A 16,887-nucleotide genomic window follows, 5' to 3' on the forward strand; every position below is an offset into this window, starting at 1 on the left:
CCGCCGGGGGGCATGGACCTTTTCCAAGGCGCCGCCAGGGCGTAAGACAGACAAAAAGGCAGAAGGCACCGAGCATGAAGAAATCCCTCCGCGGTCAGGTCGATCCCTTCATCGTCATGGACGTGATGGAGGCCGCCTCGCGCGCCGAGGCGCAAGGCCGCCACATCATCCACATGGAGGTGGGCCAGCCCGGCACCCCCGCCCCCGAAGGCGCGCGGCGCGCGCTTGGCGCCGCCCTGCAGCAGCCTTTGGGCTATACCGTGGCGCTGGGACTGCCCGCGCTGCGCCAGGGTATCGCGGATCTCTATCGCCGCTGGTACGGGGTCGATCTGGATCCGGCGCGGGTGGTGGTGACGCCGGGCAGCAGCGGCGCCTTCATCCTGGCCTTCTCGGCGCTGTTCGACGCGGGCGACCGGGTGGCGATGGGCTATCCGGGCTATCCCAGCTATCGCCAGATCCTGCGGGCCATGTCGCTGGAACCGGTCGGCATCCCGACGCGGCCCGAAGACCGCTATCAGCCGCGCCCCGACGACCTGCCCGACGGCTGCGCGGGGCTGATCCTGGCCTCTCCCGGCAATCCGTCCGGCACCGTGCTGCGCACCGACGAGCTGCGCGCCCTCTCGGATGGCGCGCGCGCCCGGGGCATGGCGCTGATTTCCGACGAGATCTATCACGGCCTGTCCTATGGCGACCGCTGCCATTCGGCGCTCGAGGTGACGGACGATGTCTTCGTCATCAATTCCTTCAGCAAGTATTTCTCGATGACCGGCTGGCGCGTGGGCTGGATGGTCGTCCCCGAAGACCACGTCCGCACCGTCGAACGGCTGGCGCAGAACATGTTCATCTGCCCGCCCCATGCCAGCCAGGTCGCGGCCCTGGCCGCGCTGGACTGCACCGCCGAGGCGGACGCGAACCTGGCCGTCTATGCCGAAAACCGCCGGCTGATGCTGGAAGGCCTGCCGCGGGCCGGCTTCGACCGCATCGCCCCGCCGGAAGGGGCCTTCTACATCTATGCCGACGTGTCCCACCTGACCGGCGATTCCGTGCGCTTTGCCGCCGAGATCCTGGAAAAGGCGGGGGTGGCGGTGACGCCGGGCCTGGACTTCGACCCCGACCGCGGCGCGCGGACGCTGCGCTTTTCCTATGCCCGCGCGACCGCCGACATCGCCGAGGGGCTGCGCCGCCTGACGGAGTTCATGGCCCGGCGATGACGTGGCTGGCCCTGGTCCTGTCGCTCTTGATGGCGCTGCCCGCCCGGGCCGAGGATCCGGCGCGGCTGGATCTGGGCGGGTCGGCGCTGGTGGCGACGGGGCGCGGCTGGGGCGGGCCGAAGCCGCTTGAACTGCGGCTGTCGCTGACCAGGCCGGTGCCCTACCGGACCTTCCTGGTCGATGAACCGCCGCGCCTGATCGTCGATCTGCAGGGCGCCGATCTGGGCCTGGCCCGGCCGCAGGACCTGTTCGGCGCCGATCTGGCGCCCGCGATCCGCTGGGGAACCCCCCGGCCGGGTTGGGCGCGGGTGGTGGTCGAACTGCCGGGGCCCTACCGCATCGACCGCGCCGGCCAGCAGGCGCGCGCGGCGCTGTCGCAGATCACCGTGGTCCTTGCCCCCGTCTCGGCCGGCGACTTCGCCCCCCGCCCCTCGGCCACCGCCGCCCTGCGCGACCTGCCCGAACCGGCCGACCTGCCCGACCCCCCGGCCGATGCGGGCCTGACGGTGGTCCTGGACCCGGGCCACGGCGGCTTCGACCCCGGCGCCCTGGCCGAAGGCGAAAGCGAGGCGAACCTGGTCCTGGTCTTCTCGCTGGAACTGCGCGCGGCCCTGCAGGCGCGCGGCATCAGGGTCGAGATGACGCGCGAGGACGACAGCTTCGTGACCCTGGAAGGGCGCATGACCGCCGCCCGGCAGGCGGGGGGCGATCTGTTCGTCTCGCTTCATGCGGATGCCCTGCCGCAGGGGCAGGCGGCGGGGGCGTCGGTCTATGTCTGGAACCCCTCGGGCGACGCCCGCGCGGCCGAACAGCTGGCCCTGCGCCATCGGCGCGACGACCTGCTGGCGGGGATGGACCTGGCCGGGCAGGACGACGCCCTCGTGGGGGTGCTGATGGACTTTGCCCGCACCGACACCCAGCCCCGGGCGGAAAGCTTTGCCCGCTGGCTGACCTCGCGCATGTCGCTTCTGGGGATCGGGATGCACGACCGCCCGGTGCAGCGGGCCGGCTATTCGGTGCTGAAGTCGCCCGACATGCCCTCGGTCCTGCTGGAACTGGGCTTCATCTCGGACCACGACGACCGGGCGAACCTTCTGAACCCGCACTGGCGCGAACGCATGGTCCGGGCCGTGGCCGATGCCGTGGTCGGCTGGGCCCGCGACGAGGCCGCGCGCGCCGCGATGCTGCGCCAATAGGCGTCCGATCAGCCAGTGTTGTTTTGACCGGCGCCCGGGGCGGGGCTATAGACGGAACCAAGTCCACGGAAAGGCCCTTCCTTGCTGCGCAGCATCCTGTCCTTTTTCGGCGCCATCTTCTCGTGGTTCGTCACCGCGAGCTTCTTCATCGCGCTGACCCTGGGCGCGATCTTCTGGATCTATTCGCGCGACCTGCCCAGCCACGAGACCCTGGCCCAGTACACGCCCAAGACCATCAGCCGGATCTATTCGGGCGAAGGCCGCCTGATCGACGAGTTCGCCGAGGAACGCCGCCTGTTCGTCCCGGTCGAGGAAATCCCCGACCTGGTCAAGCACGCCTTCATCAGCGCCGAGGACAAGAACTTCTACAACCACCCCGGCTATGACGTGCGCGGCATCATCGGCGCCGCCGTCGAGGCGGTCGCCTCGGGCGGGGCGTCGGTGCGCGGCGCGTCCACGATCACCCAGCAGGTGATGAAGAACTTCCTGCTGTCGTCGGATCGCAGCGTCGAACGCAAGGTCAAGGAACTGATCCTGGCGTCCCGGCTGGAACGCACGCTGTCCAAGGACCAGATCCTGGAGTTGTATCTGAACGAGATCTTCCTGGGCCAGAACAGCTTCGGCGTGGCCGCCGCGGCGCAGACCTATTTCAACAAGTCCCTGGCCGAACTGGCCCCGCACGAGGCCGCGATGCTGGCCGCCATGCCCCAGGCGCCGGGCCGCTATCACCCCGTCACCGCCAAGGACCGCGTGACCGAACGGCGAAACTACGTGCTGCGGGAAATGTGGCAGAACGGCTATATCGACCAGGCCACCTACGAGGCCGAGGCGAAGCTGCCGCTGAAATCGGTGCAGAACGGCGACTATCCGTCGTTCCGCCAGCAACTGCCGCCGCGCGACTATTTCACCGACGAGATCCGCCGCCAGCTGTCCGCGCAGTTCGGCAACGAGGAGTTCTTCGGCGGCGGGCTGACCATCCGCGCCACCGTGGATCCCGACCTGCAATCGGCGGCCGCCGACGCCCTGCGCCAGGCGCTCGAGGATTACGACCGCGGCACCGGCGTCTGGCGCGGCACCCGGCAGACCATCCCGGCCGACCAGCTGGCCGACGAGGCCGCCTGGCGCGGCGCGCTGTGGCAGGCGCAAGTGCCGCGCGACATCCCCGGCTGGCATCCCGCCGTGGTTCTGGAAATCGGCGATCGGGATGCCCGCATCGGCATCGAGGGGATCGAGGAGGACGCCGACGGCCACTGGATCCCGGCCGAGGACGTGCAGTGGGCGCGCAAGCGCGGCGCCGACGGCCGGCTGGGGCCGCGCGCGCAGGTGGCGGGCGATCTGGTCGCGGTGGGCGATGTGGTGCTGGTCCGGGCGCTGATGCGCGAGGGCGGCGACGGCTTCATCCGCTGGAGCCTGCGCCAGATCCCCGAGGTTCAGGGCGGCTTCATGGCCATGGACGTGAACACCGGCCGGGTGATGGCGATGCAGGGGGGTTCAGCTACCAGTCCTCGGTGTTCAACCGCGCGACGCAGGCGCAGCGCCAGCCGGGATCCAGCTTCAAGCCCTTCGTCTATGCCGCGGCCCTGGACAACAACTATACCCCCGCGACCATCGTCGTGGACGAGCCGATCACCGTGAACACCCCTTTCGGGCTGTGGGAGCCCAAGAACTCGACCGGCAAGACCTATGGCCCGACCCCCCTGCGCACCGGCATCGAGATGTCGCGCAACCTGATGACCATCCGCATCGCCCAGGACATCGGCATGGAGCGGGTGGCGGAATACGCCGAACGCTTCGGCGTCTATGACGACCTCAAGCCGTTTCTGGCCAACGCCCTGGGCGCGCAGGAAACCACGCTGTTCAAGATGGTCGCGGCCTATGCGATGTTCGCCAACGGCGGCGAACGGGTGGAACCCACGCTGGTGGACCGGGTGCAGGACCGGCGCGGGCGCACCATCTACCGCCACGATCAGCGGGTCTGCGAGACCTGCGGCCAGCAGGCGCTGCCGGCGGGGCAGGGGCCGGTGATCGACACCAACCGCGAACGGGTGATGGATGCGGTGACGGCCTATCAGCTGACCTCGATGCTCGAGGGTGCGGTCGAACGCGGGTCGGGCAGCGGGGTCGATCTGCCGGTGCCGATCGCCGGCAAGACGGGCACCACCAACGACGCCAAGGACGTGTGGTTCATCGGCTATTCCAGCAACATCGTCGCCGGCTGCTATCTGGGCTATGACCAGCCGCGCAGCCTGGGCGAGAACGCCTATGGCGGGACGCTGTGCGTGCCGGTCTTCAACGCCTTCATGCGCAAGGCGGTCGCGGAATTCGGCGGCACGGAATTCGCGGTCCCGCCGGGCGGCTACTGGGTCAAGATCGACCGCACCACCGGGCAGCGGTTGCCGGACGACGCGACCGGGCCGAATGTGGTGGCGGAATATTTCCGCAACGGCACCGACCCGGACTGGGGCTCTCCGCTGATCGTGTCGGGCTTCGGCGACGGCGCCGTGATCCTGCCCTGGGAGGCGGGCGGGGGCGGCGCGGGCACCGCCGTCACCACCTCGACCGGGGAACGCAGGGTGATCCCCAGCCGCACGGATTTCGGCACCATGTCCTCGGGCGGGCTTTACTGAGCGGGACGCGCCGCGGCCTTGCCGCCTCGGGTCCGGCGCGCTATCACCCCTGACCTGACGCCCGTCCGCCCGAACCCCAAGGAAACCCCATGCGCGCCGAGACGCAGTCCACCATCGAAGCCATCCGCAAGTCGCTGACCCTGCTGGGGCAGCGGATGGACTGGCAGACCGCGCCCCACCGGCTGGAGGAGATGAACGCCATGATCGAGGCGGGCGACCTGTGGTCCGACCCCGCCCGCGCGCAGAAGCTGATGCGCGAACGCCAGGCGCTTCTGGACGCGCTGGAAACCTATCGCCGCATCGAGGGCGACCTGTCCGCCAACGCCGAGATGGTCGAACTGGCCGAGGAGGAAGGCGACGCCGACCTGGTGGCCGAGGCCGAGGCGAACCTGAAGGCCCTGGCCGAACTGGCCGCGCAGAAGGAACTGGAAGCCCTGCTGAACGGCGAGGCCGACGGCAACGACACCTTCCTGGAAATCAACGCCGGCGCCGGCGGCACCGAAAGCTGCGACTGGGCGGCGATGCTGGCGCGCATGTATGTCCGCTGGGCCGAGAAAAAGGGCTACGAGGTCGAACTGCTGTCGGAAACCTCGGGCGACGAGGCCGGCATCCGCAGCGCCGCCTACAAGGTCAGCGGCCACAACGCCTATGGCTGGCTGAAATCGGAATCGGGCGTGCATCGGCTGGTCCGCATCAGTCCCTACGACAGCGCCGCGCGGCGCCACACCAGCTTCAGTTCGGTCTGGGTCTATCCGGTGGTGGACGACAACATCGAGATCGATATTCCCGACCGCGACATCCGCATCGACACCTACCGGTCGTCGGGCGCGGGCGGGCAGCACGTCAACACCACGGATTCGGCCGTGCGGATCACCCACCTGCCGACCGGGATCGTCGTCACGTCGTCGGAAAAATCGCAGCACCAGAACCGCGCCAACGCCATGGCGGCGCTGAAGGCGCGGCTGTACCAGCTGGAACTGGACAAGCGCAACGCCGAGATCAACGCCCAGCACGCGGCCAAGGGCGACGCGGGCTGGGGCAACCAGATCCGCTCCTACGTTCTGCACCCCTATCAGATGGTCAAGGACCTGCGCACCGGGGTCGAAACCAGCGACACCCAGGGCGTGCTGGACGGCGACCTCGACGCGTTCATGGCCGCCACCCTGGCCCTGGATGTGGCCGGCAAAAGCCGCGCCGAAGCCAACGCCGAGGACTGATCGCGCCGGCACGGACTGGCCACGGACCGGGGATGGACCGGCCCGCCCGACACGCTATGCTGCACCTGCGACAAAGGGGGCGGCGATGGACGAACGGCGGATCAACCTGGCCCTGCAGGGCGGCGGCGCGCATGGCGCCTTCTGCTGGGGCGTGCTGGACCGGCTTCTGGACGAGGACTGGCTGACCATCTCGGCGATCAGCGGCACATCGGCCGGGGCGCTGAACGGCGCCGCGCTGAAGGCGGGCCTGGCGCGCCATCCCGGCCGGGCCGGACGACGCGCCGCGCGCGAGAACCTGGACTTTCTCTGGGCGCAGGTCGGCAAGCGCAGCGACAGCCGCCTGGCGCGGTGGATGTATTCGATCCTGCCCGTTCCGCAGGGGTTCGAGAGGGTGGCCGAACTGGTGTCCCCGGTCGCCTGGCTGGAAAGCGTGGCGCGCATCTTCAGCCCCTATGACTATGGCCCGTTCTACGTGAACCCGCTGGGGTCCGTGCTGCGCAGCCTGCCGCATCCCGACTTTGGCAACGACCGCGGCCCGCGGCTGTTCGTCGCCGCGACCAACGTCCGCACCGGCCGGATCCGCGTCTTCACCGGCGCCGCCGCCACGCCCGATGCGGTCATGGCCTCGGCCTGCCTGCCGGACCTGTTCCGGGCCGTCGAGATCCCCGACCCCGAGACGGGCCGGGTCGAGGCGTTCTGGGACGGCGGCTTCACCGGCAATCCGGCGATGTTTCCGCTGTATGACCAGCGGCTTCCCCGCGACATCGTCATCGTGAACATCAACCCGCTGCTGCGCGACGGCGTCCCGCGCACCCCCGCCGAGATCGCCGACCGCGTCAACGAGATCAGCTTCAACGCCTCGCTGATGGCCGACCTGCGCGCGATCAACTTCGTCAAGCGCCTGTTCGACGAAAATCGCCTGCAGAACCGCCCCATGAAGAACCCGCTGATCCACATGATCTGGGACGACGTGCTGATGAACGACCTGACCGCCCGATCCAAGCTGATGCCCGCGCCGGGCCTTCTGGCCCGCATGAAAGAGGCCGGCCGGGTTGCCGCGGACAGCTTTCTGGCCAACCACGCCGACGCGCTGAACCGCCGCGACACGGTGGACCTGTCGGCCCTGTTCGCGGGATCCGGCGTGATCGGCGCCTGACGGCCCGGCCTGCGCTTGCCAAGCCCGGCCGACATGGCTAGAACGCGCCCGGCGGGCGGTTAGCTCAGCTGGTAGAGCGCTTCGTTTACACCGAAGATGCCGGGGGTTCGAATCCCTCACCGCCCACCATGTCCCCTCCCAGGCCCCTGCCAGTCCGCGCCGGACCGAAGGCGGGCCGGTCCTGCGGCTTCGGCGCTGTCCCCAGGTCATTCCCCCCGATCCGGCGCGGCTTCATACCCGGGTGGATCCGCGGCATCGACCCTGCCCGCAGGGGAACCTGCGCCGCCGCGTCCTGTAAAACATTTACCGATATGTTTCCGGTTCAGTAAAGATTTTAACCCTGAAAGAAAATGCTTTTCCAAGGGTTCCCGGCTGTGGTTTAGAATCCTTTACATGCCGGGTCGCCGCTGGCCCCAGCCTGCAAGGCGCCGCGACGGTCCATGAACGAACCAGCGAGGGAGGTTCCATGAGCGCCGACATCATTCAGAAACGCCCCATTCCCGCGGGTTTTTCGGCGGCCCATGTCGGGCCCGAGGATTACCGACGCCTTTATGCCGAATCCATTGACGATCCCGAAGCCTTCTGGGGCCGGGAAGGACGGCGGCTGGACTGGATCCATCCCTACAGCATCGTCAAGAACACCGACTTCACCTTCGGCCGGGTCAACATCCGCTGGTACGAGGACGGCATCCTCAACGCCGCGGTCAACTGCGTGGACCGGCACCTGCCCGCCCGGGCCGACCAGACCGCCATCATCTTCGAGCCCGACGATCCCGCGACCCCCGCGCAGCACATCACCTATGCGGAGCTTTCGGAAAAGGTGAACCGCTTCGCCAACGTGCTTCTGTCGCAGGGCATCATGCGCGGCGACCGGGTGGTGATCTATCTGCCGATGATCCCCGAGGCGGCCTATGCGATGCTGGCCTGCGCGCGGATCGGCGCGGTCCATTCCATCGTCTTCGCGGGCTTCTCGCCCGATGCGCTGGCCAACCGCATCAACGACTGCGGCGCCAAGGTGGTCATCACCGCCGATACCGCGCCGCGCGGCGGGCGCAAGACGAACCTCAAGGCCAATACGGATGCGGCGCTGCTGCATTGCTCGGACCGGGTGCGCTGCCTGGTGGTCAAGCACACCGGCGACCAGACCACCTGGATCGACGGGCGCGACGTGGACGTGAAGGCGCTGATGGACACCGCCGCGCCGGACTGCCCGCCGCGGCCGATGAGCGCCGAGGATCCGCTGTTCATCCTCTATACCTCGGGATCGACCGGCAAGCCCAAGGGGGTGGTCCATACCACCGGCGGCTATCTGGTCTATGCCGCGATGACGCACCAGTACACCTTCGACTATCGCGACGGCGACGTGTTCTGGTGCACGGCCGATGTCGGCTGGGTGACCGGCCACAGCTATATCGTCTATGGCCCGCTGGCCAACGGCGCGACCACCGTGATGTTCGAGGGCGTGCCCACCTGGCCCGACGCCGGACGCTTCTGGCAGGTCTGCGCCAAGCACAAGGTGACGCAGTTCTATACCGCGCCGACGGCGATCCGGTCGCTGATGGCCAAGGGCACCGATCCGATCCAGGGCCACGACCTGTCGTCCCTGCGCATCCTGGGCACGGTGGGCGAGCCGATCAACCCGGAGGCCTGGAACTGGTACAACGACAACATCGGCAAGGGCCGCTGCCCGATCGTCGATACCTGGTGGCAGACCGAGACCGGCGGCCACCTGATAACGCCCCTGCCGGGCGCCATCGAGACCAAGCCCGGCTCGGCCACGCTGCCCTTCTTCGGCATCAGGCCCGTCGTCCTGGAACCCGAATCCGCCAAGGTCATCGACGGCAACCCGGCCGAGGGCGTGCTGTGCATCGCCGACAGCTGGCCCGGCCAGATGCGCACCGTCTGGGGCGACCACCAGCGGTTCATGGAAACCTATTTCCAGCAGTATCCCGGCTATTACTTCACCGGGGACGGCTGCCGGCGCGACGAGGACGGATACTACTGGATCACCGGACGCGTGGACGACGTCATCAACGTCAGCGGCCACCGCCTGGGCACGGCCGAGGTCGAATCGGCGCTGGTGGCCCACGAGAAGGTCGCCGAGGCCGCGGTGGTGGGCTATCCCCATCCGCTCAAGGGCCAGGGCATCTATGCCTATGTGACGCTGATGAACGGCGTCGAGCCGTCCGAGGAGTTGCGCGCCGAGCTGGAACGGTGGGTCCGCACCGAGATCGGCCCGATCGCCAAGCCCGACCTGATCCAGTGGGCGCCGGGGATGCCCAAGACCCGTTCGGGCAAGATCATGCGCCGCATCCTGCGCAAGATCGCCGAGAACGACTATGGCAGCCTCGGCGACATCTCGACCCTGGCAGAGCCCGAGGTGGTCGATGACCTCATCGCCAACCGCATGAACAGGGGCTGAGGCCAGGGGCGCGCCCCGCGCGCCCCTGACGACAGGGCGGCCTCCGGCGGGGAAGGCCGGGTGCCGCCAGACCGACCCGAAGGGACAGACGCCGCACGCGTTTCCGGTGGGAACGCGGCCGAAGGCGGCTTGACCCTGGGGATGCTTGCCAGCGACCGGCTGGTTCAACAGGAGGAGGAATGATGGCTTACGCATCGCCCGACGCGACGAACCGTTCGCGTCCCATGACGTCCGAGGAGAAGAAGGTCATTCTGGCCTCGTCCGCGGGCACGATCTTCGAATGGTACGACTTCTATCTCTATGGTTCGCTGGCGGCGATCATCGGGGCGCAGTTCTTCACCGCCTTTCCCGAAGCCACCCGCAACGTCTTCGCGCTGCTGGCCTTTGCCGCGGGCTTCCTGGTGCGTCCCTTCGGCGCGCTGGTCTTCGGCGCCCTGGGCGACCTGATCGGCCGGAAATACACCTTCCTGGCCACCATCCTCATCATGGGCTTCTCGACCTTCCTGGTCGGCCTGCTGCCCGGCTACGCCAGCTGGGGCATCGCCGCGCCGATCATCCTGATCCTGCTGCGGATGCTGCAGGGCCTGGCGCTGGGCGGGGAATACGGCGGCGCCGCCGTCTATGTGGCCGAACACGCGCCGCAGCGGCAGCGCGGCTACTTCACCGCCTTCATCCAGACCACGGCGACGCTGGGCCTGCTCTTGTCGCTGGTGGTGATCCTGCTGGTGACGGCCTATGTCAACGGCAACTATCCGCCCGTGCCGCAGCTGGGCCTTGACGGTCAGCCGCTGCTGGACGCCGCCGGCCAGCAGGTCATGCTGGAGCCGTTCCGCGCCTGGGGCTGGCGGATCCCCTTCCTGGGGTCGATCTTCCTGCTGCTTATCTCGCTCTATATCCGCCTGCAGATGAACGAATCGCCGGCCTTCAAGAAGATGAAGGAAGAGGGCGCGCAGTCCAAGGCGCCGCTGAAGGAGGCCTTCGGCAACTGGAAGAACGGCAAGATCGCGCTGATCGCGCTGCTGGGCCTGACGGCTGGGCAGGCCGTGGTCTGGTATTCGGGCCAGTTCTACGCGCTGTTCTTCATCCAGAACGTCGTGAAGGTCGATCAGTTCAGCGCCAACGTCTTCGTGGCCTGGTCGCTGATCCTGGGCACCGCGGGCTTCATCTTCTTCGGTTCGCTGTCGGACCGTATCGGCCGCAAGCCGATCATCCTGGGCGGCTGCGCCCTGGCCGCGGCGACCTACATGTGGGTCTTCCCGATGCTGACCAGCGTCGCGAACCCGGCACTGGCTGCGGCGCAGGAGACCCCTGTCGTCGTCACCGCTGCGCCCGACGACTGTTCGTTCCAGTTCAACCCGGTGGGCACGGCGCAGTTCAACAGCAGCTGCGACATCCTCAAGGCGGCGCTGTCGCGGTCGTCGGTGAACGTGCAGGAAACGGTCGATGCGCCGGCCGGAACCGTCGCCTCGGTCCAGATCGGCGACACGGTGGTGCAGGCCTATGACGGCAATGCCCTGACGGGCGAGGCCCTGGCCGCCGAACGCGCCCGCTTCACCGCCGAGATCAACGAGGCCCTGACCGCCGCCGGCTATCCCCTGACCGCGGCCGACAACACCACCGTCGCCAAGGCCGACCACTTCTTCGACATCTTCAACGCCCAGAACATCAAGATCGTCCTGATCCTGACCTATCTGATCGTGCTGGTGACGATGGTCTATGGCCCGATCGCGGCGCAGCTGGTGGAACTCTATCCGACCCGGATCCGCTATTCGGGCCTGTCGCTGCCCTATCACATCGGCAACGGCTGGTTCGGCGGCCTGCTGCCCGCGACCGCCTTCGCGATCTCGGCCCAGACCGGCAACATCTATGCGGGCCTGTGGTATGCCATCGTGATCGCGGTGATGACGGTCATCATCGGCACCCTGTTCGTGCCGAACGACAGCCACAAGAAGGACATCTTCGCGGACGACAACGTCTGATCGACAGACACCGGGGCCGGGGAAAACCCCGGCCCCGGTGCGTTCCGACCTGACTTCGACGACAGGGCCGCAGGCCCGGACGCGCGGCCCGTGCCGCAGTCCGCGCAGGAGAGGGGTGACATGGCCAACATCCTGATCATCGAGGACGAGGACAACATCGCCTGCGCGCTCGATTTCCTGCTGACCCGAGAGGGATACACCCACAGGCGGCTGGCGACGGGGCAGGGCGCGCTGTCCTGCATCCGCCAGACCCGGCCCGACCTGGTGCTGCTGGACGTGATGCTGCCCGATGTCTCGGGCTATCAGGTGCTGCACGACATGCGCGCATCGCCGGATCTGGCCGGGGTCCGGGTGCTGCTGATGACCGCGCGCGGCTCGGTCGTCGAACACCGCAAGGGCATGGCCCTGGGCGCCGACGGCTTCATCGCCAAGCCCTTCAACCTCGCGGAACTGCGGGCCGAGGTGATCCGCCTTCTCGACACGCCATGAAGCATCAGCGGCCCGCGGGGTTCCGCGGGCCGCCATCCTGCGGTCCCGGCCCTTGCGCCGGCCGATGCGATGCTCAGCTGCAGCCGCTGGTGCCGCCGCAGGTGTTGCACTTCATGCAGGTGCCGTTGCGCACCAGCGTGTAGTTGCCGCATTCGCCGCAGGGATCGCCCTCATAGCCCTGCAGCCGCGCCTGGGTACGGGCGTCCAGGGCGGCCGGCTCGGTCGCCAGGATCGCCGTGGCCGAACTTGTCGCCTGCAGCACCATCAGATCCTGCGGCAGGCGCTTGCGCAGATAGCCCGCGCTGCTGATCTGCTTCAGCATGGTCAGGGACTTCAGTTCCGACTGCTCGCTGACGGGGGCCAGGTTCGTCCCCTCGCGCTCGCCGCCGCCCAGGTCGTCGAAGCGCGCGCCCTCGGGTTTGACATGCGCCAGATCGGTGCGGTCCAGATAGGAAATCGCCAGTTCGCGGAACACGTAGTCCAGGATCGAGGTGGCGTTCTTGATGCTGTCGTTGCCCTGCACCATGCCCGCCGGTTCGAACCGGGTGAAGGTGAAGGCGTCCACGAATTCTTCCAGCGGCACGCCGTATTGCAGGCCGACGGACACGGCGATGGCGAAGTTGTTCATCATCGCCCGGAAGCCCGCGCCTTCCTTGTGCATGTCGATGAAGATCTCGCCCAGGCTGCCGTCGTCGTATTCGCCGGTGCGCAGATAGACCTTGTGGCCGCCGACGATGGCCTTCTGGGTGTATCCCTTGCGGCGCTGCGGCAGCTTCTCGCGGTGGCTGCGCACGGCCTCCTTGACGATGATCCGCTCGACGATCTTCTCGGCGATGACGCCGGCCTTTTCCTGCGCGCTGCCCGTGGCGAGGATCTCCTCGGCCTCCTCGTCGTCCTCGACCAGGGCCGAGGCCAGCGGCTGGGACAGCTTCGATCCGTCGCGATAGAGCGCGTTGGCCTTGATGCCCAGCGACCAGGACAGCTCATAGGCCGCAAGCGCGTCGGCGATAGTGGCGCTGTTGGGCATGTTGATCGTCTTGCTGATCGCGCCCGAGATGAAGGACTGCGCCGCGGCCATCATGCGGATGTGGCTTTCCACCGACAGATACCGCGTCCCGCGCTTGCCGCAGGCATTGGCGCAGTCGAAGACCGGCAGGTGTTCGGGCTTCAGGTGCGGCGCGCCCTCCAGCGTCATGGTGCCGCAGACATGGTCGTTGGCGGCGTCGATCTGGGCGCGGGTAAAGCCCAGGTGGCGCAGCAGGTCGAAGCCGGGATCGGCCAGCTTGTCGGCGGGAATGCCCAGCGTGCCCTTGCAGAAATCCTCGCCCAGCGTCCACTGGTTGAAGACGAAGCGGATGTCGAAGGCGGTGGCAAGCGCCGCCTCGATCTTCTCGATCTCGGCCAGGCCGAAGCCGTGGCCCGCAAGTGCGGTGTGGTTGATGCCCGGGCAGTTGCCCAAGGTGGCGTGACCCACGGCGTAAGCCACGATCTCCTCGATCTGGGCGCGGGCATAGCCCAGGATCGCCAGGGCGGCCGGAACCGACTGGTTGATGATCTTGAAGTAGCCGCCGCCGGCCAGCTTCTTGAACTTGATCAAGGCGAAGTCGGGCTCGATCCCGGTGGTGTCGCAGTCCATGACCAGGCCGATGGTGCCGGTGGGCGCGATCACCGTGACCTGGGCGTTGCGGAAGCCGTGATCCTCGCCCCCGGTCAGCGCCTCGTCCCAAGCCTGGCGGGCGATGGCCACCAGCCGCGGGTCGGGGCAGTTCTCGGCGTCCAGTTCCACGGGGGCGACATTGACGCCCAGATAGGCGCCGGTGCCGTGGGCCGCGGCGCGGTGGTTGCGGATCACCCGCAGCATGTGGCGGGCGTTCTTCGCATAGCCGGGGAAGGCGCCCAGTTCGGCGGCCATCTCGGCGCTTGTCGCATAGGCCACGCCGGTCATGATCGCGGTCAAGGCCCCGCACAGCGCCCGGCCCCGGTCGCTGTCGTAGCCCAGGCCCATGTTCATCAAGAGCCCGCCGATGTTGGCGTATCCCAGCCCCAGCGTGCGGAAGTCATAGCTGCGCTGCGCGATCTCCTTCGACGGGAACTGCGCCATCAGCACGCTGATTTCCAGCGTCAGGGTCCACAGCCGCGTGGCATGGACATAGGCATCCGCGTCGAACCGGCCGTCCGCGAAGAAGGTCAGCAGGTTCATGGATGCCAGGTTGCAGGCCGTGTCATCGAGGAACATGTATTCGCTGCACGGGTTGGACCCGCGGATCGGCCCGTCCTCGGGGCAGGTGTGCCAGGCGTTGACGGTGTCGTGGAACTGGATGCCGGGGTCGGCGCAGGCCCAGGCGGCATGACCGATCTGGTCCCACAACTGGCGCGCGCTGACGGTCTTCGAAACCCTGCCGTCGGTGCGCCGCAGCAATTCCCACGGCGCGTCGTCGCGCACCGCCTGCAGGAAGGCGTCCGTCACCCGGACCGAGTTGTTCGAGTTCTGCCCCGAGACGCTGACATAGGCCTCGGAGTCCCAGTCGGTGTCATAGGTCGGAAACTCGATGCTGTCGAAGCCCTGGCGGGCGTATTGCAGCACGCGGTTGATGTAGGTTTCCGGGATCATCGCGCGCTTGGCGGCGCGGATGGCCGCTTTCAGGCCGTCGTTCTTCGCCGGATCGGTTTCGCCGTCGCCCGCGCGGATTGCCGCGAAGATGTCGTTCAGCCGCGCCTCGTGCGCCTTCGAGCCGGCGACAAGCGATGCCACCTTCTGCTCCTCGATGACCTTCCAGTTGATGAAGGCCTCGATGTCGGGGTGATCCATGTCGCAGATCACCATCTTGGCCGCGCGGCGCGTGGTGCCGCCCGACTTGATGGCGCCCGCCGCCCGGTCGCCGATCTTCAGGAAGCCCATCAGCCCGCTGGACCGGCCGCCGCCCGACAGCGGCTCGCCCTCGCCCCGCAGGGACGAGAAGTTGGTGCCGGTGCCAGAGCCGTACTTGAACAGCCGCGCCTCGCGAACCCACAGGTCCATGATGCCGCCCTCGTTCACCAGATCGTCGCTGACCGACTGGATGAAGCAGGCGTGCGGCTGGGGATGTTCGTAGGCGCTGTCGGACTTGACCAGCTTTCCGGTCTTGTGGTCGACGTAGTAATGCCCCTGCGACGGGCCGTCGATGCCATAGGCCCAGTGCAGCCCGGTGTTGAACCATTGCGGGCTGTTCGGCGCGGCCATCTGCCGGGCCAGCATGAAGCGCATCTCGTCGTGATAGGCGCGGGCGTCTTCTTCTTTGGAAAAATACCCGCCTTTCCAGCCCCAGTAGGCCCAGGCACCGGCCAGCCGGTCGAAGACCTGCCGGGCGCTCGTCTCGCCGCCATAGCGCTGCTCGGCGGGCATCTGCGCCAGGGCTTCCTCATCCGCGACGCTGCGCCACAGGAACTCGGGGACGCCCTTTTCCTTGACGCGCTTCAGCGCCGCGGGGACGCCGGCCCGGCGGAAGTATTTCTGGGCGATCACGTCGCTGGCGACCTGGCTCCAGCCCTCGGGGATCTCGACCCGGTCGTTGCGGAAGACGATCTTGCCGTCGGGGTTGCGGATCTCGCTGATGGTGGTGGTGAAGCCGATGGCGCCATAGGCGCCGCCTTGGGGGGTGGTGAAACGCCGTTCGATCTTCATGCCCATAGCCTTTCATGTCGTCGTCCCTGGTCCGCGACCTGCGCCACGCGGCAAGCAGCCGCCCCCGGGGCCGCAGCCTCGGACCGGGCGGCAGGACCGCCCGACAGGTTCACGTCACGAAGCGACGGGGTCTGGGTGATTATGGCTCACCTTCCACCACATCTGGTATGACCAACGCCGCAGGCCACAAGATTGATCCTCTCCCACCCCCGATGCAACGACTTTTATCTGTGGATAAATGGTCGAATCGGATTGACTCGGGGCCGGCGCCGGGGCGCGGCGCTTTACGCACAGCAGCCAGTCCGGAAGACCCTTCAACATGGCGCCGAGGCCGGAATCCGCAGCCGGGGCGGGGGTTTGGCAGGGCCGGTCCCGCGGTTGTCCACAGACTTGTCCCGGGATGATCCCGGGGTTTTGCACAACCGATGCAAACTTGTCACAACGGCCCCAGGATCAGGGCAGGGGGCGGATGATCCCCGCATCGGTGACGATCAGATCCAGCGGCTGATCGAAGGGCTCGGCCGGGATGTCGGGCAGTTCCTGCACGGCAAAAGCCAGTCCGATGGCGGTCGCCGGGCCCGTTTCGCGCAGCAATTGCAGGGTCCGGTCGTAATACCCGCCGCCATAGCCGATGCGGTTGCCCCGCCGGTCGAAGCCCGCCAGCGGCACGATCAGCACCTGCGGCGTCACGAGCGGCTGCGAATCGGCAGGATGCGAGGTGCCGAAGGCACCGGGCACCAAGGTCTCCCCCTGCCAGAGCCGAAACAGCAGCGGCACGGCCTTGCCGGGCACCACCGGCAGGCACAGCGGGCCGTCATGCACGCTCATGGCGGGCCGGGGATCGGCTTCGCCGCGCATCGGCCAGTAGCCCGACAGCACCTTCCCGCGATGCGGCGCCAGGGCGGCGGTCAGGTTGCGGGTCAGCGCCC

At 68.0% G+C, this 16,887-nt stretch carries 9 protein-coding genes, 1 tRNA gene and 1 pseudogene; 9 read left to right on the forward strand and 2 right to left on the reverse strand.

Going from position 1 to position 16,887, the window contains the following annotated elements:
* The first annotated feature begins 74 nt into the window (after nt 1-74).
* The 9 genes and pseudogenes from ACZ1HC_RS09200 to ACZ1HC_RS09240 all read left to right on the forward strand — a co-directional run bounded on the left by ACZ1HC_RS09200 (nt 75) and on the right by ACZ1HC_RS09240 (nt 12,297).
* Nucleotides 75-1,211 carry a pyridoxal phosphate-dependent aminotransferase gene (locus ACZ1HC_RS09200; protein WP_472699716.1) on the forward strand — a complete coding sequence of 379 codons (1,137 nt, stop codon included), beginning with the start codon at nt 75-77 and terminating at the stop codon, nt 1,209-1,211.
* Entirely contained in the window at nt 1,208-2,407 is a 1,200-nt protein-coding gene (locus tag ACZ1HC_RS09205; RefSeq protein WP_472699717.1) for an N-acetylmuramoyl-L-alanine amidase, read from the forward strand. The genes ACZ1HC_RS09200 and ACZ1HC_RS09205 overlap by 4 nt, the downstream gene beginning before the upstream one ends.
* Before the next feature lie 81 nt (nt 2,408-2,488).
* Nucleotides 2,489-5,034 (forward strand): annotated as a pseudogene (locus ACZ1HC_RS09210) (penicillin-binding protein 1A).
* Nucleotides 5,035-5,123: 89 nt separating this feature from the next.
* The gene (gene prfB / locus ACZ1HC_RS09215) at nt 5,124-6,251 is read left to right on the forward strand and encodes a peptide chain release factor 2 (protein ID WP_472699718.1); all 1,128 of its coding nucleotides are present in this window, start codon (nt 5,124-5,126) and stop codon (nt 6,249-6,251) included.
* Between the two features lie 85 nt (nt 6,252-6,336).
* Entirely contained in the window at nt 6,337-7,407 is a 1,071-nt protein-coding gene (locus ACZ1HC_RS09220) for a patatin-like phospholipase family protein (protein WP_472699719.1), read from the forward strand.
* 53 nt (nt 7,408-7,460) lie between these two features.
* Nucleotides 7,461-7,536: transfer RNA gene (locus ACZ1HC_RS09225), tRNA-Val, on the forward strand.
* 337 nt (nt 7,537-7,873) lie between these two features.
* A complete protein-coding gene (gene acs / locus ACZ1HC_RS09230; RefSeq protein WP_472699720.1) occupies nt 7,874-9,829 on the forward strand; it encodes an acetate--CoA ligase in 1,956 nt (651 codons plus the stop codon).
* A 182-nt stretch (nt 9,830-10,011) separates the two neighbouring features.
* A complete protein-coding gene (locus ACZ1HC_RS09235) occupies nt 10,012-11,808 on the forward strand; it encodes an MFS transporter (protein WP_472699721.1) in 1,797 nt (598 codons plus the stop codon).
* A gap of 120 nt (nt 11,809-11,928) precedes the next feature.
* Nucleotides 11,929-12,297, forward strand: coding sequence for a response regulator transcription factor (locus ACZ1HC_RS09240; RefSeq protein WP_472699722.1), 369 nt, complete (start codon nt 11,929-11,931; stop codon nt 12,295-12,297).
* A 73-nt stretch (nt 12,298-12,370) separates the two neighbouring features.
* On the opposite strand, the gene ACZ1HC_RS09245 is transcribed toward ACZ1HC_RS09240, so the two are convergent.
* Together ACZ1HC_RS09245 and ACZ1HC_RS09250 are read right to left on the reverse strand one after the other, a co-directional pair.
* Nucleotides 12,371-15,958 carry a vitamin B12-dependent ribonucleotide reductase gene (locus ACZ1HC_RS09245; RefSeq protein ID WP_472699723.1) on the reverse strand — a complete coding sequence of 1,196 codons (3,588 nt, stop codon included), beginning with the start codon at nt 15,956-15,958 and terminating at the stop codon, nt 12,371-12,373.
* 453 nt (nt 15,959-16,411) lie between these two features.
* The gene (locus tag ACZ1HC_RS09250; RefSeq protein ID WP_472699724.1) at nt 16,412-16,837 is read right to left on the reverse strand and encodes a 5-formyltetrahydrofolate cyclo-ligase; all 426 of its coding nucleotides are present in this window, start codon (nt 16,835-16,837) and stop codon (nt 16,412-16,414) included.
* Nucleotides 16,838-16,887 lie beyond the last annotated feature (50 nt).

Source organism: Paracoccus sp. BR5-17 (assembly GCF_055693925.1).